Origin of the sequence: Bradyrhizobium sp. SZCCT0153, from assembly GCF_018129995.1 — a bacterium.
GTDB classification, from domain to species: Bacteria; Pseudomonadota; Alphaproteobacteria; order Rhizobiales; family Xanthobacteraceae; genus Bradyrhizobium; species Bradyrhizobium japonicum_G.
The window spans coordinates 967,926-989,055 of the sequence record NZ_JAFCKS010000003.1 but is presented as its reverse complement, the minus strand read 5'-3'; the positions used below and the strand labels follow the sequence as shown (position 1 = coordinate 989,055).

The 21,130-nt window shown below is 64.2% G+C and carries 18 protein-coding genes; 10 read left to right on the top strand and 8 right to left on the bottom strand.

What is annotated here, in order from left to right; all coding sequences use genetic code 11:
- Nucleotides 1-224: 224 nt before the first annotated feature.
- A complete protein-coding gene (gene sthA / locus JQ572_RS18235) occupies nucleotides 225-1,616 on the bottom strand; it encodes a Si-specific NAD(P)(+) transhydrogenase (RefSeq protein WP_211383973.1) in 1,392 nt (463 codons plus the stop codon).
- Between the two features lie 170 nt (nucleotides 1,617-1,786).
- Here sthA and JQ572_RS18230 point away from each other — a divergent pair, with 170 nt between their 5' ends.
- Together JQ572_RS18230 and JQ572_RS18225 are read left to right on the top strand one after the other, a co-directional pair.
- Nucleotides 1,787-3,199, top strand: coding sequence for an MFS transporter (locus JQ572_RS18230; protein ID WP_211383974.1), 1,413 nt, complete (start codon nucleotides 1,787-1,789; stop codon nucleotides 3,197-3,199).
- Between the two features lie 149 nt (nucleotides 3,200-3,348).
- Entirely contained in the window at nucleotides 3,349-4,518 is a 1,170-nt protein-coding gene (locus JQ572_RS18225) for an extracellular catalytic domain type 1 short-chain-length polyhydroxyalkanoate depolymerase (protein ID WP_211383975.1), read from the top strand.
- Between the two features lies 1 nt (nucleotide 4,519).
- Here the strand turns inward: JQ572_RS18225 and JQ572_RS18220 are convergent, their stop codons facing one another.
- Nucleotides 4,520-4,822 (bottom strand): hypothetical protein, encoded by a 303-nt coding sequence (locus JQ572_RS18220; protein WP_249129072.1) that lies wholly within the window; start codon nucleotides 4,820-4,822, stop codon nucleotides 4,520-4,522.
- 167 nt (nucleotides 4,823-4,989) lie between these two features.
- On the opposite strand from JQ572_RS18220, the gene JQ572_RS18215 reads away from it, so the two are divergent.
- Nucleotides 4,990-5,364 carry a winged helix-turn-helix transcriptional regulator gene (locus tag JQ572_RS18215; RefSeq protein ID WP_211383977.1) on the top strand — a complete coding sequence of 125 codons (375 nt, stop codon included), beginning with the start codon at nucleotides 4,990-4,992 and terminating at the stop codon, nucleotides 5,362-5,364.
- 3 nt (nucleotides 5,365-5,367) lie between these two features.
- On the opposite strand, the gene JQ572_RS18210 is transcribed toward JQ572_RS18215, so the two are convergent.
- Nucleotides 5,368-6,060, bottom strand: coding sequence for an MBL fold metallo-hydrolase (locus JQ572_RS18210; RefSeq protein WP_211383978.1), 693 nt, complete (start codon nucleotides 6,058-6,060; stop codon nucleotides 5,368-5,370).
- Between the two features lie 185 nt (nucleotides 6,061-6,245).
- Between JQ572_RS18210 and JQ572_RS18205 the strand changes: the two genes are divergently transcribed.
- The gene (locus JQ572_RS18205) at nucleotides 6,246-7,844 is read left to right on the top strand and encodes an alpha-amylase family glycosyl hydrolase (protein ID WP_211383979.1); all 1,599 of its coding nucleotides are present in this window, start codon (nucleotides 6,246-6,248) and stop codon (nucleotides 7,842-7,844) included.
- Between the two features lie 111 nt (nucleotides 7,845-7,955).
- Here JQ572_RS18205 and JQ572_RS18200 read toward each other — a convergent pair whose 3' ends face one another.
- Nucleotides 7,956-9,653, bottom strand: coding sequence for an alpha-amylase family protein (locus JQ572_RS18200; protein WP_211383980.1), 1,698 nt, complete (start codon nucleotides 9,651-9,653; stop codon nucleotides 7,956-7,958).
- Between the two features lie 126 nt (nucleotides 9,654-9,779).
- Here JQ572_RS18200 and JQ572_RS18195 point away from each other — a divergent pair, with 126 nt between their 5' ends.
- Nucleotides 9,780-10,271 (top strand): MmcB family DNA repair protein, encoded by a 492-nt coding sequence (locus JQ572_RS18195; protein WP_211383981.1) that lies wholly within the window; start codon nucleotides 9,780-9,782, stop codon nucleotides 10,269-10,271.
- A 108-nt stretch (nucleotides 10,272-10,379) separates the two neighbouring features.
- On the opposite strand, the gene JQ572_RS18190 is transcribed toward JQ572_RS18195, so the two are convergent.
- Nucleotides 10,380-10,934, bottom strand: a complete 555-nt coding sequence (locus tag JQ572_RS18190; protein WP_008141807.1) for an ActR/PrrA/RegA family redox response regulator transcription factor — start codon at nucleotides 10,932-10,934, stop codon at nucleotides 10,380-10,382.
- 103 nt (nucleotides 10,935-11,037) lie between these two features.
- Nucleotides 11,038-12,360: an ActS/PrrB/RegB family redox-sensitive histidine kinase gene (locus JQ572_RS18185; protein WP_211383983.1), complete on the bottom strand. Its 1,323-nt coding sequence runs from the start codon at nucleotides 12,358-12,360 to the stop codon at nucleotides 11,038-11,040.
- 106 nt (nucleotides 12,361-12,466) lie between these two features.
- On the opposite strand from JQ572_RS18185, the gene JQ572_RS18180 reads away from it, so the two are divergent.
- The 4 genes from JQ572_RS18180 to JQ572_RS18165 all read left to right on the top strand — a co-directional run bounded on the left by JQ572_RS18180 (nucleotide 12,467) and on the right by JQ572_RS18165 (nucleotide 16,685).
- Entirely contained in the window at nucleotides 12,467-13,270 is an 804-nt protein-coding gene (locus tag JQ572_RS18180; protein ID WP_211383984.1) for an ABC transporter ATP-binding protein, read from the top strand.
- Nucleotides 13,267-14,085, top strand: a complete 819-nt coding sequence (locus JQ572_RS18175) for an ABC transporter permease (RefSeq protein WP_211383985.1) — start codon at nucleotides 13,267-13,269, stop codon at nucleotides 14,083-14,085. The genes JQ572_RS18180 and JQ572_RS18175 overlap by 4 nt, the downstream gene beginning before the upstream one ends.
- Before the next feature lie 121 nt (nucleotides 14,086-14,206).
- Nucleotides 14,207-15,535, top strand: a complete 1,329-nt coding sequence (locus JQ572_RS18170; protein ID WP_211383986.1) for a polyhydroxyalkanoate depolymerase — start codon at nucleotides 14,207-14,209, stop codon at nucleotides 15,533-15,535.
- A 310-nt stretch (nucleotides 15,536-15,845) separates the two neighbouring features.
- Nucleotides 15,846-16,685: a M48 family metallopeptidase gene (locus JQ572_RS18165; protein ID WP_211383987.1), complete on the top strand. Its 840-nt coding sequence runs from the start codon at nucleotides 15,846-15,848 to the stop codon at nucleotides 16,683-16,685.
- Between the two features lie 197 nt (nucleotides 16,686-16,882).
- Here the strand turns inward: JQ572_RS18165 and JQ572_RS18160 are convergent, their stop codons facing one another.
- Nucleotides 16,883-19,081, bottom strand: coding sequence for a transglycosylase domain-containing protein (locus JQ572_RS18160; RefSeq protein ID WP_211383988.1), 2,199 nt, complete (start codon nucleotides 19,079-19,081; stop codon nucleotides 16,883-16,885).
- A 169-nt stretch (nucleotides 19,082-19,250) separates the two neighbouring features.
- Here JQ572_RS18160 and JQ572_RS18155 point away from each other — a divergent pair, with 169 nt between their 5' ends.
- Entirely contained in the window at nucleotides 19,251-19,676 is a 426-nt protein-coding gene (locus JQ572_RS18155; RefSeq protein WP_211383989.1) for a DUF1330 domain-containing protein, read from the top strand.
- Between the two features lie 211 nt (nucleotides 19,677-19,887).
- Here the strand turns inward: JQ572_RS18155 and JQ572_RS18150 are convergent, their stop codons facing one another.
- Nucleotides 19,888-21,114, bottom strand: a complete 1,227-nt coding sequence (locus tag JQ572_RS18150; protein ID WP_211383990.1) for an ABC transporter substrate-binding protein — start codon at nucleotides 21,112-21,114, stop codon at nucleotides 19,888-19,890.
- Nucleotides 21,115-21,130 lie beyond the last annotated feature (16 nt).

Here is a 21,130-nt window from a genome sequence, read left to right as displayed (position 1 = left end):
GACAGCGAAGGCAATCGCACGATGTCCCGCATGGCGGAATGCAGGCATGCAATGACGAGGCGAGGTGCCTCGTCTCCCTCTCCCCGTTCTTACGGGGAGAGGGTTGGGGTGAGGGGCTCTCTCCGCAGATGAGATCGTCGTGAGACCTGTACCCCCTCACCCGGAATTCAAACTGCGTTTGAATTTCGACCTCTCCCCCCAGGGCGGGGAGAGGTGAAGGAAGATCACCTTGTCATCCTGTTCCAGGCGTCCAGCCCGGCGATCTTGTACGCCTCCGCCAGCGTCGGATAGTTGAACGTGTTCTGGATGAAATAGTCGATCGTGCCTTTGAGGTTGAGCACGGCCTGGCCGATATGGATCAGCTCGGTGGCGCCTTCGCCGAGAATGTGCACGCCGAGCAGGCGGCGCGTCTTGGTCGAGAAGATCATCTTCATCATGCCGCTGTTCAGCCCCATGATGTGGCCGCGCGAGGTCTCGCGGAAGCGCGCGATGCCCACCTCGTAAGGAATGCCGCGGGTGCGCACCTCTTCCTCGGTGAGGCCTGCGGTCGAGATCTCCGGCACCGAATAGATGCCGTAAGGGAAGAACTCCGGCGGTGCCATCGGCTCCATGCCGAGTGCGTGGCAGGCGGCGACGCGGCCCTGCTCCATCGAGGTCGAGGCCAGGCTCGGAAAGCCGATCACGTCGCCGGCGGCGTAGATATGCGGCACGCTGGTCTGCAACGTCACGGGATCGACCGAGATGCGGCCGCGATGGTCGACCACGATGCCGGCGGCTTCCAGATTGAGCTGGTCGGTGGCACCGACGCGCCCCGCCGCGAACAGCAGCATGTCGGTGGTGACATGCCGCCCGTCGGACAAATGCGTGACGATGCTCCCCTGCGCGTTCTTCTCGATCGAGTTGACCTTCGAGCCGAGCCGCAGCGCGACGTTGCGGTCGCGCAATTCGTGCATGAACTCGTCGATCAATTCCTTGTCGATGAAATCGAGGAAGGTCGGCCGCGGCTCGATCAGGGTCACGGGCACGTCGAGCGCGCTGAAGATGGTGGCGTATTCGACACCGATCACGCCGGCGCCTATCACGGCGAGGCTGCGCGGCAGCTTCGGCAGCTCGATGATCTCGTCGCTGTCGAGCACCGTCGTGCCGTCGAAAGGTACATAGTCCGGCCGGAACGGACGCGTGCCGCAGGCGAGCAGGATGAAGGCGGCCGACACCGTCTTGGTCTCGCCGATGGCGCTGGTGATCTCTACCTCGTGCGGCGAGACCAGCCGCGCCTCGCCATTGGCGGTGCGGACGAGATTGCGGCTGAACTGATGCTCGAGGACCTCGACCTCGTGGTCGAGCGTCTTCTGGAGCCGGGTCATCAGATCGCTCGCCGCGATGTCCTGCTTCACGCGGTAGGAGCGGCCGTAGAAGCCGCGCTCGCGCCAGCCGGACAGGTTCAGCACGGTTTCGCGCAGTGTCTTCGAGGGGATGGTGCCGGTGTGAACGGAGACACCGCCGACGCGCCGGCCCTTCTCCACCACCAGCACGGCCTTGCCGAGCTTGGCACATTGCACCGCGGCCCGGCGCCCTGACGGGCCCGAGCCGATCACCACCATGTCGTAGTCGTACATCGGAAGACTTCCGAACCCCGCGAGACCAGCGGAAACCGACATGCAGCAATCGGGCCAAGGGAGCAAGGGCGCGGCAAGAGGACAGCAAGGCCTACCTCGGAGGTAATCGCGCGGACGACGTCGATCTGGGAGCATCGCGCGCAAATAAATCCCGAGAGGTTTGCGCGCCGATGCATCAAATCGTCACAAAGCAGATCGATTCGTCGCGCCGCTGGTGGGTGCTGGCAATCGTCGTCGCCGCCCAGTTCATGTTCGGTGTCGACGCCTTCGTGGTCAACGTCGCCATCCCCACCATCGCGGTCGAGCTGCAAGCGACGCCGGCGCAGATCGAATCCGTCATCGCGATCTATCTGATCGCCTATGCCACGCTGGTGGTCACCGGCGGCCGCCTCGGCGACATCCACGGCACCAGGAACGTCTTTCTGGCCGGCGTGCTCGGATTCACCCTGACCTCGCTCTGGTGCGGTCTCGCGCGGTCAGGCGCGGAGCTGATCGTCGCGCGGCTGGCGCAGGGCGCGACGGCGGCGCTGATGGTGCCGCAGGTGCTGGCGACGCTGCATCTGTTGTTCACGGATGAGCAGCGCGGCCGCGCCTTCGCCATCTATGGCATCGTGCTCGGGCTCGCAGGCGCCGCCGGCTTCCTGCTCGGCGGCCTCCTGATCACGATCGATCTCGCCGGTACCGGCTGGCGCTCGGTGTTTTTCGTCAACGTGCCCTGCGGCCTCGTCATCGCGTCCGCTGCCTGGCGCATCATGCCGTCGGTGCCGCGTCGCGCCGGCACAAAGCTCGATATCAAGGGCAGCGTCGTGCTGTTCGCAGGCCTGTTGTGCCTGATCGGGCCGTTGCTGTTCGGCCACGATGTCGGCTGGGCGCCGTGGCTGTGGGCGGTGATGGGAAGCGGCGGCGCCATCCTCGCAGCATTCCCAAGGCTCGAGCGCGCGGTGGCGCGCGGCGGCGGCATGCCGCTGATCGATCTCACGCTGCTGGCGGATGCGGCCTTTCTGCGCGGGCTTGGCGCGGCCTTCTTCTTCTTCGCCGCCAACCTCTCGTTCTATCTCGTCATGACTCTGTTCATGCAGCGGGGGCTGAAGATCCCGCCGCTCGCAGCCGGCATGGCGTTCATTCCGCTCGCGCTCGCTTTCGTCGTGGCCTCGCGTCACAGCGGCGCGCGAGCGCGCCATCGCGGTACCAAGGTCCTGATCGAAGGCTGCGCGCTTCAGCTCGCGGGTCTCGCTGGGCTGGCGCTTGTCGCGTTCTCTGTCGATGCGCCGTCTGCGCTCCTGCTCGCGCTCACCATGATCATTTTCGGCTACGGCCAGGGGCTCGTCATGGCGCCGCTCTCCGGCGCGGTGCTTTCGACAGTCAAACCCGTCGCCGCAGGCTCAGCCTCCGGCATGTACGGCACGACGGCGCAGATCGGAAATGCGGCCGGAGTGGCCGCAATCGGCGCCGTCTTCTTCACGATCGAAGCCTTGCAATCGCCGCGCGCAGGCTTTCTCGTCTCGCTCGCGTTGTTTGCGGCATTAATCATGATCTGCGCCGCATTTCTGGCGTGGATGCGCCGCGCATCTGCACGAAGTTGAGGCACTGCTGTTAATGCGTGCGGATTCCTGCAGTTTTTCCGCGGATTTCCCTCGATTTTCACCGGATTGACAGCGCACGGTCTTTTTATTTTGCAACGCAGCAACTATCTGGTTTGGCTGACGTTGTACGTCGCCTGCCAGGAGTTGCCGTGTCGCTCGCCAGAAATGTCGATCTCTTGAAACGTCTGCCAAGGCTGGACGGACTGCGCTTTGCCGATTTCGGCCGGAGCGCGGATGCGCCCAGTCCTTTGGTAGAGGTCACCAATTTTGGCGACAATCCCGGGGCCTTGCGCATGTTCGCGTTCGTGCCGGCGCAGCTGCAGAAGCCGCGCGCGCTCGTCGTCGTGCTGCACGGCTGCGGCCAGACCGCAGCAAGTTACGACCTCGGCGCGGGATGGTCGACGCTGGCGGAGCACTACGGCTTCGCGCTGCTGATGCCCGAGCAGCAGCGGGTCAACAACGGCAACACCTGCTTCAACTGGTTCAGTCCGGAAGACACCGCGCGCGACAGCGGCGAGCCGCGTTCGATTCGCGAGATGATCGCGCATATGGTTCAGGCGCATCGCATCGATCCCGGGCGCATCTTCATCACGGGCCTCTCCGCCGGCGGCGGCATGACGTCGGTGATGCTCGCGACCTATCCTGAGGTCTTTTCGGCCGGGGCCGTCATTGCCGGGCTGCCCTACGGCATCGCCTCGAACCTGCGCGAAGCGCTGGACGGCATGTTCCATTCCCCGGCGCGTCCCGCGCGCGAGCTCGGCGATCTCGTGCGCGGCGCCTCGCAGCATAGCGGGCCCTGGCCGAAGATTTCGGTGTGGCACGGCAGCGCCGACCGCACCGTCAATCCCGGCAATGCCAACGAGATCGTCAAGCAATGGCTCGATCTGCACGATCTGCCTGACATGCCGATGGCGGAAACCGATGTCGACGGCTATCCGCGCCAGACCTGGTGGAACAAGGACGGCGAGACGCTGGTCGAGTCCTACGCCATCACCGACATGGCGCACGGCACGCCGCTCGGCCTCGCCGACAACGACCAGCGCTATGGCATCGAAGGCGCCTTCCTGATCGAGGCCGGCATTTCCTCGTCCTACCACATCGCAAAATTCTTCGGCCTGACCGGCTGGATTCCCGACGCGTCCAAGACGAAGGCGGAGCCAAAGCCGACGCCGGTCCGCTCGCCCGCGCCGCACCTCGCCCGCTCGATCCGCGCGGCGGTCGCCGAAGCACCGGCCGAGCCGAAGCGCGAGCAGGCTCGCGGTCTCGATCTCGGCCAGATCATCACGCGCGCGCTTACCGCCGCGGGATTGATGAAGTAATCTACGCCGTCGCGTCGATCATCTCGATCGGCGTTGCCGTCACCTCGCCGCGGGCGACCTTCCGCGTCATCTCCTGATAGGCCTTGAAGAAGTCGCGCGATTGCAGCGTTTTTTGCGCGGCATCGTCGGCGACGCTGGCGAGGTGGAAATAGCTGTTATCGTCGCGATTCTTCAGGACGCGATAGCCGATCCGCCCCTTGAGCTCCGGATCGGCGTCGATCGCCTTGATGAAGCGGCCGATCTGCTGGTGCCAGGCCTCCGTCGTACCATCCTTGAACTCGTATCTGATCATGAAGTGCTTCATGTGACGCTCCCTGTTCGCATTGTGCGTCATCATCTGCGCGCTGGATGCGATCCTGCAAGTATGGACAAAATTGATAGTATGGACTTTTTCGGCGTCGCTCCTATCCTCGGCGGCAAGGCTGCAAGGGCAAGGCTGCAAGGGCAAGGCTGGCGCAGGGAGGAGACGACATGGCGAAGGCGAGAGCGGCTCCGGCGCGCAGCTGTCCGGTCGCGGCGTTTCAAAAAATGATCAGCGGCAAGTACAAGCTGCGCATCGTCTGGGACCTCAAGGACGGCCCGCGCCGCTACGGCGAGATCAGAAGCGGCCTGCTGCGTGGCATGGAAGGCAGCGCCGAGATTACCCCGCGCGTGCTCAGCCGCGAATTGAAGGCGCTGACCGAGAGCGGCCTGATCGACCGCAAGGATTTTGGCGAAGTGCCGCCGAAGGTCGAGTATCGCCTCACGCGCAAGGGCAAGAGTTTCGTCCCGGTCGTCGCCGCGATCCGGCAATGGGGCGATCGTAACCTCGGCGAATCCGCCGCGCTCGTGGACGCCGCCGAGTAACGCTTACATCTCGCCGGTGATGAACGGATTTGTCATCCGCTCCTGGCCGATGCTCGAGCCGGCGCCGTGGCCGCAGATGAAGCCGACGTCGTCGCCGAGCGGCAACAGCTTGGTCAGAATCGAGTTGATCAGCGTGGCGTGACTGCCGCCCGGCAGATCGGTGCGGCCGACCGAGCCTGCGAACAGGACGTCGCCGACGTGGGCGAAACGCAAGTCCTTGTTGAAGAACACCACGCTGCCGGGAGAGTGGCCGGGGCAGTGAAAAATGTCGAACGTCAGGCCGCCGATCGCCACGCTGTCGCCTTCCGCCAGCCAGCGGTCCGGCGCGAAATTGCGCACACCGGTCATGCCGAAGCGCGCGCCGCTCTCGACCACGTTGTCGAGCAGGAACTTGTCCGCTTCATGCGGGCCCTCGATCGGCACCTTCAGCGCGTCGCGCAATTCGGCTGCACCGCCGACATGGTCGATATGGCCGTGGGTCAGCCAGATCTTCTCCACGGTGACGCCGGTCTGCTTGATCGCCTCCAGAATCTTCGGCACGTCCCCGCCGGGATCGATCACCACGGCCTTCTTGGAAGGCTCGTCCCAGATGATGGTGCAGTTCTGCTCGAACAGCGTCACGGGGACGATGATCGCGCCGGCCTTGGCTTGCGAGGACTCTTGCGAGGATTTTTGGGTGTCATTTTGCTCGGTCATGGCGCCACAATGCCGATTTTTGGCCTATGGCCAAGCAAAAGATTCGTGGCCCGGACCGGGAACAGCCGCCCCGGCCGTCACACGGCCGTCCCAATTCGCCCGCTGGTTTGAACCCGCGGCGCTGCTCACGCGTTCTCTCGCGCAGGCAAGATGATCAAGTCAGATTTTCGGGTGGGTTTTCCGGCATGGCTCAGGGCGATGACAATTGGTGGCGCGACGGCATTTTCTATCAGGTCTATCCGCGCTCGTTTCAGGACTCGAATGGTGACGGCGTCGGCGATCTCGCCGGCATCCTCCAGCGGCTGCCTTATGTGAAGTCTCTCGGCGTCGATGCGATCTGGCTGTCGCCGATCTTTCCCTCGCCGATGGCCGATTTCGGCTACGACATCTCCGACTATACCGGCATCGAGCCGCTGTTCGGCACGATGGCGGATTTCGATGCGCTGCTCGGCGCCGTGCACGACAGCGGCCTGAAGCTGATCCTCGATCTCGTGCCGAACCACACCTCGGACCAGCATCCCTGGTTCGTCGAGAGCCGCTCCTCGCGCGACAACCCCAAGCGCGACTGGTACGTGTGGCGCGACCCGGCGCCGGGCGGCGGTGCGCCCAACAACTGGGTGTCCGAGTTCGGCGGCAGCGCGTGGCAGCTCGACGAGACGACGGGTCAATATTACTACCACGCCTTCCTCGCCCAGCAGCCGGACCTCAACTGGCGCAATCCGGACGTCCGCGCCGCGATCTACGATGTGATGCGGTTCTGGCTGGAAAAGGGCGTCGACGGCTTTCGCGTCGACGTGATCTGGCACCTGATCAAGGACGCCGAATTCCGCGACAATCCGCCAAACCCGCATTACGTCGAGGGCCGGCCGCCGAACGAAAGGATCCTGACGCAATATTCCACCGACCAGGCGGAGGTGCATGATGTGATCGCGCAGATGCGGCGCGTCACCGACGCGTATCGCGCCCGCGTGCTGATCGGCGAGATCTATCTGCCGCTGCACCGGCTGGTGGCCTATTACGGCAACGACCTCACCGGCGCGCAGATGCCGTTCAATTTCGCGCTGCTCTCGACGTTCTGGAGCGCGCGCTCGATCGAGAAGATCATCGAGGATTACGAGAAGGCGCTGCCGAGAGGCGCCTGGCCGAACTGGGTGCTCGGCAATCACGACCGGCCGCGCGTCGCCAGCCGCGTCGGCCCGGAGCAGGCCCGCGTCGCCGCCATGCTGTTGCTGACGTTGCGCGGCACGCCGACGCTCTATTACGGCGACGAGATCGGCATGCACCAGCTCGCACTCGCGCCTGCGGACGTGCGCGATCCCTTCGAGAAGAACGTCCCCGGCATCGGCGTCGGGCGCGACGGCTGCCGCACGCCGATGCAGTGGGATTCCTCCAACTTCGCCGGCTTCTCGGAGGTCAGGCCGTGGCTGCCGCTGCCCGAGGATCATATCCGCGAGAACGTCGTCAATTTCGAAGCCGATGCGCGCTCGCTCCTCGGCCTGTACAAGCGCCTGATCGCGCTGCGAAAGGCCTCTCCGCCGCTGGTTTCGGGCGACTATCATCCGATCGCGGCGCAAGGCGATCTCCTGGTCTATCGCCGCGAGGCCGCGGGCAGGGCGGTCATCGTGGCGCTCAATCTCGGCCCCGAACCGATCGCGGTGACTACCAGCGCGATCCGTTTCGGCAGCGAGATCCTGCTGTCGACGTTTCTGGACCGCGAAGGCGAGAAGCTCGAAGGCGTACTGGATCTGCGCGGCAATGAGGGTGTGATCGTGGCGCCGCCCTAGCGGTCGTCCCGCAAAATCAGAGCGGTAGCCGCCGCCATCTCCCCGTCATTGCTTCGCTGCGCTCGCAATGACGATCGTGGAAGCAGCGGAGCAAACTCCAGCATCTCGAAATTATCCCGGATGCTTGTTGCCCGCACTATTCTCGTCGATATCACTCCGCTTCAGCAGATAATCCAGCCCGCCGACGCGATACCAGCGATAGCCGTAAGGCTCCAGCACGACGCGATGCTGGCCGCGCTTGTCGGCGTGGCTGTGGTCCTCCGCGAGCAGGTTGATGAGGTGCGCGCCGGCATCACCAGGCAGCCCTGCCGAGAACGCGATCTCGCGCGGCTTGTCGCCGAGATTGTGCACGAACAGCACGGAGTTGTTGCGCCAGTCGTAGCGCATGATGAACACGGCGGGATCGCGCGTCGCGATGATCGCGAAATCGCCCCAGCCGATCTCCGGTACCTCCTTGCGCATACGGACGATGCGCTCGGTCCAGTTCAGCATGGAATTGGGATCGCGACGCTGCTTGGCGACATTGACGTGCTGGTAGCCGTAGGGGCCCTTGTCGATGACGGGGCATGCCGGCTTGTCGCTCTTGGTGAAGCCGCCGTGGGGCTCGGTCGACCATTGCATCGGCGTGCGCGCGCAATTGCGTTCGGGCAGCGACAGATCATCGCCCATCGCGATCTCGTCGCCGTAGCGGATCACGGGCGTTCCCGGCAGCGTGCACATCAGGCTGTAGGCGAGCTCGAGCCGCCTGCGGTCCCCGCCGATCATCGGCGCGAAGCGGCGGCGAATGCCGCGGTCGTAGAGCTGCATGTCCTTGTCGGGGCCGAAGCGCTTGAAGACGAGATCGCGCTGCGCCTTGGTCAACCGCCCGAGATCGAGCTCGTCATGATTGCGCAGGAACAGGCCCCATTGCGCGGCGGCCGGCCGCGGCTTGGTCGCCTTCAGCGCCTTCGCCAGCGGTCGCGCGTCGCCGGACGCCAACGCATAGAACAGATGCTGGTTGACGTGGAAGTTGAACATCATGTGCATGCGGTCGCCATCGCGGCCGAAATATTCCATGTCGGTTTCCGGCAGCACGTTGGCCTCGGCGAGGATGATGGCGTCGCCCTTCCGCCATTGCAGGAATTCGCGGAACGCGCGCAGCATGTCGTATTGCTCGACCGGCTTCTTCACCTTGGCGCCCTTGGTCGCGATCACGAACGGCACGGCGTCCATGCGGAAGCCGGAGACGCCGAGCTGGATCCAGAAGCCCATGATCTTGAGGATCTCGGCCTGCACGTGCGGGTTCGAGGTGTTGAGGTCGGGCTGGAAGTCGTAGAAGCGGTGAAAATAATACGCACCCGCTTCCTTGTCGCGCGTCCAGGTCGATTTCTGCACGCCGGGAAACACCATGCCCTTGTTGGCATTGGCCGGCTTCTTGTCCGACCATACATACCAGTCGCGATAGGGCGAGTTCCTGTCGCGCCGCGCCTCCTTGAACCAGTGATGCTGGTCGGAGGTGTGGTTGACGACGAGATCGATGATGATTCGGATGCCGCGCTGCTTGCAGCCGTGGGCGAACTCGACGAAATCGCCGAGCGTGCCGTAGCGGGGATCGACGCTGTAATAGTCGGCGATGTCGTAGCCGTCGTCGCGGCCCGGCGAATTCTGGAACGGCATCAGCCAGATCGTGGTGATGCCGAGCCCGTGCAGATAGTCGAGCCGGCGCAGCAACCCCTTGAAGTCACCGACGCCGTCGCCGTCGGCATCCATGTAGGTGCCGACGGACAGGCAATAGATCACGCCGTTCTTGTACCAGAGATCGTCGATCATGCGCCGCAGCCTCGATGGTCCCCGCCGAGGTGCGGCGGCTGCGTGATAAGTGCGAGGAAGGAGGGAGGTTCCCGCCCCGGCGAGGGCCGGGACGACACGGTGGATGGAATCGGCTAAACTTGCCCCATGGACAACCCCGCCCGTAACATCGCCCTGGTGCCGCCGCCGGATCGCCGTCAGTCCGAGACGGCGCTGGCGATCGCGCGCGGCACGGCACGGTTGCTGCGCTCGCTCGGCTTCTCCTGCATCAGCGAATTGCCGCTGCCCTCGGGCCGGCGCGCCGATCTCGTGGCGCTCAACGAGCGCGGCGAGATCTGGATCGTCGAGATCAAGTCGTCGGTCGAGGATCTGCGCGCGGACCAGAAATGGCACGAGTACCGCGCCCATTGCGATCGGCTGTTCTTTGCCTTCACGCAGGACCTGCCGTGCGAGATCTTTCCTGAAGGCACCGGCCTGATCATCGCCGACCCCTATGGCGCGCACATGCAGTGCGAGGCGCCCGAGCACAAGATCGCTGCGGCCACGCGCAAGCGGATGACGGTGCGTTTCGCGATGGCGGCAGCGTTGCGGATCAACCGCCTGGTCGATCCGCAAGGGCATGCGGATTTTTGGGAATGAAGTCGCAGGGTGGGCAAAGCGAAAGCGCGCCCACCATTCAAGCCGCTCGAGATGGAAGCAGAGGTGGTGGGCACGGCGCTACGCGCCTTTGCCCGCCCTGCGAGACCGTTACCGCGGTGCGCGCTTCGCCAGAATCCGCTGCAGCGTCCGGCGGTGCATGTTGAGCCGGCGTGCCGTTTCCGAGACGTTGCGGTTGCACATCTCGTAGATGCGCTGAATGTGCTCCCAGCGGACGCGGTCGGCGGACATCGGATTGGTCGGCAGCTCGGATTTCTCCGCGCTCGTCGACAGCAGCGCGGCGACGACGTCGTCGGCGTCCGCGGGCTTGGAGAGATAATCGATCGCGCCCATCTTCACCGCCGTGACGGCGGTGGCGATGTTGCCGTAACCGGTCAGCACGATCGCGCGGGCGTCGGGACGCTTCTTCTTCAGCGCCGAGACCACGTCGAGGCCGTTGCCGTCGCCGAGCCGCAGATCCACCACGGCGAATGCGGGCGCGGCCTTGCCGATTTGCGCAAGACCATCGGAAACCGTGTCGCACGACGTCACCGCAAAGCCGCGCGTCTCCATGGCACGCGACAGCCGCTCAAGGAACGGCTTGTCGTCCTCCACGATGAGAAGCGAGCGGTCGGTCTGTTCGTTCAGTTCGGCGATGGCGTTCAAGGTGTTGTCCTTTGTCCTGCACATCTACATATGGCGTCGCAATCGGGCGGTGCCAAGGCCGCCAATAGTCGATCGGCCCGCCCGTGCGACGCAAGGTCGCGGCCTATCCTATTGTTTCCTCGAAGGTCTCGATAGCCTCAAAACGCTCTCGCGGCCAACTGATCTGGACCACGGCGCCGTGTTCCGGAAAGGTCCGGTTGGTAAACGAGACCTTGGCGCCGGTGCGTTCGAGCAAGGTGCGTGCGATGAACACGCCAAGCCCGAGGCCGCGCCGCTCGCCGCCGCCGTCGTCCAGGTTGCGCCGCCGCGACAGATAGGGCTCGCCGATCCGGTTAAGGATATCCGGCGGAATGCCGGGGCCGTCGTCGGAGATCACGAGCTCGATCGTGTCCTTGTTCCACCATGCATTCACCTCGACGGTGGTGCGGGCGAAATCGACCGCGTTCTCGACGATGTTGCCGACGCCGTAGAGGATCGCCGGATTGCGCGAGCCGACCGGCTCGGCCACGATCGCGACCGCGATCCGCACCTTGATGTCGACGCCGAAATCGCGATGCGGCGCCACCACTTCCTCGATCAGCTCCGACAGCTTCATGCGGTCGAACGGCGCGCCGGTGGAGGAAAGCTGGGTGATCTTGCTCAAGATGTCGCGGCAGCGCTGCGTCTGCTCGCGCAAGGTTTTCAGGTCGGCGGCAAAGACCGGGTCCTTCACCGTGTTTTGCAGCTCGCGCGAGATCAGGAAGATGGTCGCGAGCGGCGTGCCGAGCTCGTGCGCGGCCGCCGCGGCCAGGCCGTCGAGCTGGGTCAGATGCTGCTCGCGCGTCAGCACCAGCTCGGTCGCCGCCAGCGCGTCCGCAAGCTTGCGCGCCTCCTCGGTCACCTGGAACGAATAAAGGCTGGTGACGCCGATCGCGAGCACGATCGAGAGCCAGACGCCGACGAGATAGATCGGCGGCAGCACCAGCGGATCGTCGGAATCCCAGGGCAGCGGCAGATGGAAGAAGAACAGGGCGGAAGCGCAGGCCACGGCGAGCACGCCGAGGCCGAAGGTGAAGCGGGCCGGCAGCGCGGTGGCCGAGATCAGCACGGGTGCGAGAAACAGGAACGAGAACGGGTTCTGCAGCCCGCCGGTGAAGAACAGCAGGCCGGCCAGCTCCACGATGTTCAGCGCGAGCAGTCCGGCCGCCTGCATCGGCTCCAGCCGCTGCATCGGATTGGAAACGGTTTGCAGTGCCAGATTGAGCGCGGCCGACAGGGCGATGATGCTGACGCAGGGGACGATCTCGACGTTGAACTCCAGCCCCTGCGCCACGATGAAGATCGCGGCGAGCTGCCCGAGCACCGCCAGCCAGCGCAACCGCAGGATCGTGTCCAGGCGGATATGCCTCTGCGAAGGGCGAAAGTCGGAGGCGGCAATTTCGGTCATGTCGGCCAATGTGGCGGTGCCTTCTCGGTCACAAACGCGGGGCTCGCGGAACCACCCGGATTACAAGCCTTGCGCTATCAGCTGCAATAGCAGAAGAACGCCCAGCATGACCGGGAACGACAAAGCTTCAAGTCCGCCGACTGTCGCGGAGCGCAGCTCCTCTGCGGCCATTGCGGTCGATCACCTCGTCAAGGTCTACAAGCAGACGCGCGCCGTCGACGATATCTCGTTTTCGCTTCCGCGCGGCAGCATCACCGGGCTTTTGGGCGGCAACGGCGCCGGCAAGACCACGACCATCGCGATGATCATGGGCCTGGTGCTGCCGACCTCCGGCCGCGTGCAGGTGCTGGGGCATCGCATGCCCGAGGAGAGCGCGGCCGTGCTGGGGCGGATGAATTTCGAGAGCCCCTATGTCGACATGCCGATGCGGCTCACGGTGCGGCAGAACCTCACCGTGTTCGGCAATCTCTATGCGGTGAAGAACCTGTCCGACCGCATCGCGACGCTCGCCGCCGATCTCGACCTCACCGATTTCATCGACCGCGCCAACGGCAAGCTCTCCGCAGGGCAAAAGACCCGCGTCGCGCTCGCCAAGGCGCTGATCAACCAGCCCGAGCTGCTGTTGCTGGACGAGCCGACCGCCTCGCTCGATCCCGACACGGCCGATTGGGTCCGCAGCCATCTGGAGCGCTACCGCAAGGCTAACAACGCCACCATCCTGCTGGCCTCGCACAACATGCTCGAGGTCGAGCGGCTCTGCGACCGCGTCATCATCATGAAGCGCGGCCGCATCGAGGACGATGACACGCCCGAAGCCATCATGGCCCGCTACAATCGCACCACGCTGGAGGAGGTGTTCCTCGACGTCGCGCGCGGCCGGGTGAACGGGGTTCAGGAGACGGCGCGATGAACCAGGCCTCCCTCCATCGCGGCATCTCCTTGCAGCGCATCGGTGCGATGATCCTGCGCTATTGGTACCTCCTGCTGTCATCGTGGCCGCGGCTGCTGGAACTGCTGTACTGGCCGGCGCTGCAGGTGATTACCTGGGGCTTCCTCCAGCTCTACATCGCCCAGAACGCCAATTTCTTCGCGCGCGCCGGCGGCACCCTGATCGGCGCCGTCATCCTCTGGGACATCCTGTTCCGCGGCCAGCTCGGCTTCTCGATCTCGTTCCTGGAGGAGATGTGGGCGCGCAACCTCGGCAATCTCATGATGAGCCCGCTCAAGCCCATCGAGTTTCTGCTGTCGCTGATGATCATGAGCCTGATCCGGCTCGCGATCGGCGTCATCCCGATGACGCTGCTCGCGCTGTTCCTGTTTCATTTCAACGTTTATGCGCTCGGCCTGCCGCTGATCGCGTTATTCTGCAATCTGATCTTCACGAGCTGGTCGGTCGGCATCTTCGTATCCGGCCTGGTGCTGCGAAACGGCCTCGGCGCCGAGAGCATCGTCTGGACCTTGATGTTCGGGATCATGCCGCTCGCTTGCGTCTACTATCCCGTCAGCGTGCTGCCGGTCTGGCTGCAATATGTCGCCTGGACGCTGCCGCCGACCTACGTGTTCGAAGGCATGCGCGCGTTGCTGATCGAAAACGCCTTCAGGACCGATCTGATGTTGAGTGCGTTGGCCATCAACGCGGTGCTGCTGGTTGCATCTTTTGGGGCATTCCTTGCCCTTTTGCGTAGCGCCAGGAAGCAAGGGTCGCTGCTGTCAGGCGGCGAATAACGTCACTTTCTCGTGGATTCAGGCTGGTTTAACTGTCATCACCACGTAAATGTACGGAACCATGCATTGACGCAATATTACGCATTCGGCAGTATGCTGCGATGCGAAGAAGGATATAGCGATGCCTATTGGTGAGTTTGGCGGCGCCCCGCCCCTGGCTGCAGAGGGCAGTCCGATCCTGACGACGCCGATGTACTGGATGTACGAGATGGCGCACGCCTCTCTCAATCCGGCCCGTGCAGTCACCGACGCGACCAAGCTGCTGTTTCAGAATCCGCTGAATCCGTGGGCGCGCACCGAGGTCGGCAAATCGGTTGCCGCGGCCTGCGAATTGTTCGAACGCACCACGCGCCGCTACGGCAAGCCGGAATGGGGTCTCAACGACACCGAGGTCAACGGCATCCGCGTTCCCGTCGAGGTCCGCTCGGTCTGGGAAAAGCCGTTCTGCCGGCTGCTCTATTTCGATCGCAAGTTCACCCGTCCCTTGCGCAGCCCGCAGCCGCGCGTGCTGATCGTCGCGCCGATGTCCGGCCATTATGCGACGCTCTTGCGCGGCACGGTCGAGGCTTTCCTGCCGGCGCATGAGGTCTACATCACCGATTGGGCCGATGCCCGCATGGTGCCGCTCAGCGACGGCCGCTTCGATCTCGACGACTACATCGACTACGTCATCGAGATGCTGCACGTCCTCGGCGGCAATACGCATGTGCTGGCGGTGTGCCAGCCTTCCGTGCCCGTCGTCGCTGCCGTCTCGATCATGGAAGCGCAGCGCGATCCGTTCGTGCCGACGTCGATGACGTTGATGGGCGGGCCGATCGACACCCGCCGCAATCCGACCGGGGTGAACGACCTCGCCCAGGAGCGCGGCATCGACTGGTTCCGCAATCACGTCATCACCAAGGTGCCGTTCCCGCATCCTGGCATGATGCGCGACGTCTATCCGGGATTCCTGCAGCTGAACGGCTTCATCAGCATGAATCTCGACCGCCATATGGACGCCCACAAGCAGCTCTTCGCCCATCTGGTGAAAGGCGACGGCGACCTCGCCGACAAGCATCGCGACTTCTACGACGAGTATCTCGCGGTGATGGACCTCTCCGCCGAGTATTACCTGCAGACGGTCGACACCGTGTTCGTGAAGCACTCGCTGCCGAAGGGCGAGATGACCCATCGTGGAACACGCGTCGATCCCTCGAAGGTCACGCGCGTGGCTCTGATGACGGTCGAAGGCGAGAACGACGACATCTCCGGGCTCGGTCAGACCGAAGCGACGCACACATTGTGCAGCTCGATCCCCGATCACCGCCGCGTTCATTACGTGCAGAAGGGCGTCGGACATTACGGCGTGTTCAACGGCTCGCGTTTCAAGTCGGAAATCGTGCCGCGCATCCATGACTTCATGGTCTCGGCTGCGAATCCGAGCTCGTTGCAGGCTCTCGCGGCCGAATAGAGCGTTTTCGAGCGAAGTGGCGTCCGGTTCGCGTAAAGAAAACGCGTCAAGATAGGAATCCAGAGCCGTTCCGATTCCATCGGAGCGGCTCTGGGCGCGTTTTTCGGCTTTCCCGCTGAAAATCGTCGCCCTGTCGGAGGTTCCGACAGGCCAGGTTCCCGCCAGATTCGCGGTATTTAGGTAGCTTTATAGGAGTGAGTCCTCCCTCACCTCTTGGGGGTGCCGCATGCGTCCGGAGGGGGCGAAAAAAGCTGGTTCCAACCCCAGTCTGTAGGGTCTCCCGGACGCCAGACCCCTGTATATTGGGCAAATGATTTGTTTTTGCGCCGAGCGCTTTCCCTGGCGGCGGTTATGGCAGAATCCGGGCGCACTCCTGCCCCCCGGACTGACAGACATGGCCACTCGCGCGCTCCTCTATCGGCGGCCCCACGAACCCAAGACCCTCCTCATCCCCCATGGATCGCAATATTTCGCGATCAGGCTGCGGCGGCATCGCCGCGCGCGCCGTTATACGCTCAGAATTCATCCGAGCGATCGCGAAGCCATCCTCACCATGCCGCCGCGCGGCACGCTGGCCGAAGCCAAGGATTTCGCGCAGCGTCACGGCGCGTGGATCGCGGCGCGTCTCGGCCGTTTGCCGAAGGCCGCGCCGTTTCAGCCTGGCACGGTGATACCGCTTCGCGGTGTTTCCCACCGGATCGTGCATCGCGCCGGTACCCGCGGCACGGTGTGGACCGAGGTGCGCGATAGCGGCGAACGCATTCTCTGCGTTGCCGGCGGCGTCGAACATGTCGATCGCCGCGTCAGCGACTTCCTCAAGCGCGAGGCGCGCCGCGATCTCCAGCGCTCGGCGGAAGCCTATGCCGCGGAACTCGGCGTCAAGGTGAAGCGGCTCTCGATCCGCGATCAGTCCAGCCGCTGGGGCTCCTGCACCTCGGCCGGCTCGCTGTCGTTCTCCTGGCGCCTGATCCTCGCGCCGCCCTTCGTGCTCGACTATCTCGCCGCCCACGAGGTCGCCCATCTCGTCGAGATGAACCACTCGGCGCGGTTCTGGCGCGTGTGCGGCAAGGTGTGTCCGTCGATGGAGCGCGCCAAGAAGTGGCTCGACACCCACGGCAACGACCTGCACCGCTACGGGGCCGAGGATTAGGCTTCCGCTGCCAGCCTCACGGGCGAAGACAACGGAAAATGCGGCGATGCCAGCGCTTTGCGTCACGGCGCCTGATTGATCCGCCGCATCAAACCCTTCGATGGATTCAGCGCGCATCACGCCGGCAATCACCGGCTACTGTGCATGGGGTTGTTTTCGCGGTTTTGTCTTGAGGCCACCAAGGCCTCAGGCGGAAGCTATCTGTTGCCGCCGAACAGCCGGTCCATCAGCCAGCCATCAAGTCCTGCCGACGCCTCCGGCCGCACATTGGCGCGCGTGGGCGGCGGGCGATAGCCGCCATTGCTTGCCGGAGCTGTTGCGGCCGCTGTTGGCGGCGACACCTGCGAGGCGGCCTGCGCGAGGTTCGACAGGCCCCAGCCACCGGGTGAGCTCGGCAAGTTCGCTACCGGCACACCCTCGTGCGCCGCTTTCATGAAGCGCGACCAGACTTCGACCGGCAGGCCGCCGCCGGTTGCCTTCTTGGTCGGCGAATTGTCGTCATTGCCGAGCCAGACGCCGGTGACGAGGTTGGCGGTGTAGCCGATGAACCAGGCGTCGCGGTAATCCTGGCTGGTGCCGGTCTTGCCGGCGGCCGGCCAGCCGGGGATCTCGGCCTTCTTGGCGGTGCCGCTGATCAAGGTCTCGCGCATCATCGCGTTCATCATGCCGACATAGCGCGGCTCGATCACCTGGTTGCGCTCATCGGGCTGGCGCATGTAGAGCAGCTTGCCGCCGAGCGTCCTGATCCGCGTGACGACATGCGGCGCCACCGCGAGGCCGCCATTGGCGAACGGCGCATAGGCGCCGACCAGTTCGACCACGGAGACCTCGGAGGTGCCGAGCGCGATCGAGGCGTTGGGCTCGAGTTTCGAGGAGATGCCGAGCCGGTGCGCGGTGCGCACCACGTTCTTCGGCCCGACCTCGAGGCCGAGGCGGATGGCGACCGTGTTGAGCGACATCGCCAGCGCCTGCGTCAGCGTCACCGCGCCGAAATATTCATGGGTGTAGTTCTCGGGCTTCCAGCCCTTGACCTCGATCGGGGCGTCCTGGCGAACCGTGTCCGGCGTCAGACCTTGCTCGAGCGCGGTCAGATAGACGAACGGCTTGAACGAGGAGCCCGGCTGGCGCTTGGCCGTCACCGCGCGATTGTACTGGCTCTCGGAATAGTTCCGCCCGCCGACCATGGCGCGCACCGCACCGTCGGGCGTCATCGCCACCAGGGCACCCTGGCTGACATTGAACTTGACGCTCTTGGCCGCGAGTTCGTCGATGATGGCGGCTTCCGCCACGCTTTGCAGCTTCGGATCGATCGTGGTCTCGACCTTGATGCTCTCGTCGATCTGGCCGACGAGATCGTCCAGCACCTCGCCGATCCAGTCGGCGACGTAGTTGATCGTGCCGGCGCCGACCGGCTTCACGTTGTAGGAGGGCTGGCCGATCGAGGCCTGCGCCTGTGCTTCGGTGATGAACTTGGCGTCCGCCATCGCCGCGAGCACGATCTGCGCGCGCGCTTCGGCGCCCTCCGGATTGCGGTTCGGCGCGAGCCGCGAGGGCGACTTGACGAGCCCGGCCAGCATCGCGGCCTCGGCAATCGTGACATTCTTGGCCGGCTTGCCGAAATAGCGCTGCGCGGCGGCCTCGACGCCATAGGCGCCGGAGCCGAAATAGACGCGGTTGAGGTAGAGCTCGAGAATCTCGTTCTTGGAATGCTTGCGCTCCAGCCAGATCGCAAGCTCCGCCTCCTGCAGCTTGCGCGCCATGGTGCGTTCCTGGGTCAGGAACAGATTCTTGGCGAGCTGCTGCGTCAGCGTCGAGCCGCCCTGCGACACGCCGCGATGGAGCACGTTGGTGACCAGCGCGCGCAGGATGCCGACCGGGTCGATGCCGAAATGCGAGTAGAAGCGGCGATCCTCGATGGCGATGAAGGCCTTCGGCAGATAGGGCGGCAGGTCCTTCAGCGAGACGTTGGCGCCGGCCATCTCGCCGCGCTGCGCCAGCAGGCTGCCGTCCATGCCGACGATCTGGATCGTCGGCGGCCGTTTGGGGATTTCGAGCGACTGGATCGGCGGCAGATGGGCGCCGACATAGATCACGACACCGATCACGGCGATCACGCCCCACAGGCTCAGCACCGCGCCCCAATAGACCAGGCGGCCGAGACCGGCGCCGATGCGCGATTTGGATCGCCGCTTGGCGCCGCTGCGGGCCGGGGCCTTCCGCGGCGGCTCGTCGCCGGAATCCTCGCTCTTGCGCTTGGCGGACGATTTGGCTGATTTCTTCGGCTTGTCGTCGCCGCCGGGGATGCGGTCCGCCGCGCTCAGGCGCAGATCGGAGAGCGCCGCGGGCAAGCCGAACAGCGGCTCCTTCCGCCCACCCTTTTTCTTTCCCAACCCCATACGCAAACGCCCGGTCAGCCCGCCCTGCCGCACGCTAGCGGTCGCTGTTTAAGGCCCGGTTACCCGGACGTTAACGCGCGATTAGGAGGTGCGGCATTCGCTGGCCGCAGTTCCGCCTCTTCGAGGCTGGAGCTAGGATCGCCGTCATAAAACAAGAGGGAACACCGGCATGGGCCACATCGATCCGACCAAGGAAATCTTCGCGCAGTTCCGGGACAACGACCGCCCCGGTCCGATCCACATGCTCAATCTGGTGCGCCTGCGCAGCGAGGCGGCCTATCCCGACGGTCGCAAGGCGAGCGGCGCGGAAGCCTATGCGGCCTATGGCCGCGAGAGCGGCCCGGTGTTCGAGCGCCTCGGCGGCCGCATCGTCTGGCAGGGCAAATTCGAGCTGATGCTGATCGGCCCGCAAGAGGAGCGCTGGGACCATTGCTTCATCGCCGAATACCCAAGCGTCAGTGCGTTCGTCGAAATGATCCGCGATCCCGTCTATCGCGAAGCAGTGAAGCACAGGCAGGCGGCCGTGGAGGACTCGCGCCTGATCCGGCACGCGGTGCTGCCGGTGGGGAAGAATTTTGGGGAAATACCGGAGTAGACGTCGCCCAAAGCGACGATCTCTCCCAGTCATCCTGAGATGCGAGCTCTTGCGAGCCTTGAAGGATGCACGGCCAAGCTGCCAGCCGGGCCGTCGCCCTTCGAGGGCCGCTGAAGAAGCGGCCACCTCAGGCTGACGGTGATGGACTGGGCGACGCCAAAAAATCGGCGGCCCGCAGGCCGCCGATCGCAATTCAGAATTCGCACAACCGCTAACCTGCCGGGCCTGCGTCCTCCATGATCGGGCCGAACAGCTCCCAGCGCTCGCCGTTGAACTTCATCATCTGAAGCTGCTTGTTGACGCGGTAGTCGGTCGGCGAGGTGTTGGCCTTGATGCCGGGCAGGGACAGGTCGAGCTCCACGTCCTTCAGGCTGGTGGCGACCTTCATGACGTTTTCGCGGGTTAGGTCGTCGCCGCATTTCTGGAGCACGTAAGCCATCAACTGCGAGGTCGAGTAGCCGTAGCTGTTGAAGCTCGAGTCCTTGTCGCCGTCCGGATAGTACTTGGCCATGAACTCGAAATATTTCTTCATGCCCGGATCGTTCTTCCAGCTTGGATCGAGCGGATCCTTGCCATAGTTGACGCTGATCACTCCCTTGGAGGCTTCAAGTCCTGCGGGCTTCATCACGGCGCCGACCGAAGTGGCGTTGATGTCGAGAATGTGCACGGGATGCCAGTCGAGCTCGGCGATCTTCTTGATCGCCTGCGCGGCCTGTTTCGGCGTCGTGGCGCTGAAGAACAAATCGGCACCCGCCGACTTGATCTTGAGGATCTGCGAATCGACGGTGGGATCGGAGACCTCGTATGAGGCTTCCGCAACGATCATGCTGGAGGCCTTGTCACCAAGCCCGGCCTTGATGCCGTTCAGATAGTCTTTTCCAAGATCGTCATTCTGGTAGAGAACGCCGACTTTGGCGTTCGGATGGTTCTTGATGATATACTGGCCGTAGATGCGGCCTTCGACGAAGTAGTTGGGATTGAAGCCCATCGTCCATGGGAAGTTCTTTGGGTCCGTGAACTTCGAGGCGCCGGTGGCCGCGAAGAGTTGCGGTACCTTCTTGGCGTTGAGATATTTCTGCACGGCAGCGTTCGACGGGGTGCCGAGAAGCTGGAAGGTGAGCAGCACCTCGTCGCTCTCGACGAGCTTGCGCACCTGTTCCACGGCCTTCGGTGGCGAATAGGCGTCGTCGTACTGGATCAGGTTGATCTTGCGGCCGTTGATGCCGCCCTGATCGTTGATCATCTTGAAGTAGGCGGCCTGCGTCTTGCCGATCGTGGCGTAAGCGGAGGCGGGGCCGCTGAACGGGTTGGTCTGACCGATCTTGATTTCGGTGTCGCTCGCGCCCGGATCATATTTCTTCTGGGCATTGGCCGCTGAGACCGACAGCGCCAGGGTCAGCGCCGTTGCCGTGGCCAGATGCAGAATACCGTTCCTCATTCGCAATTTCCTCAAT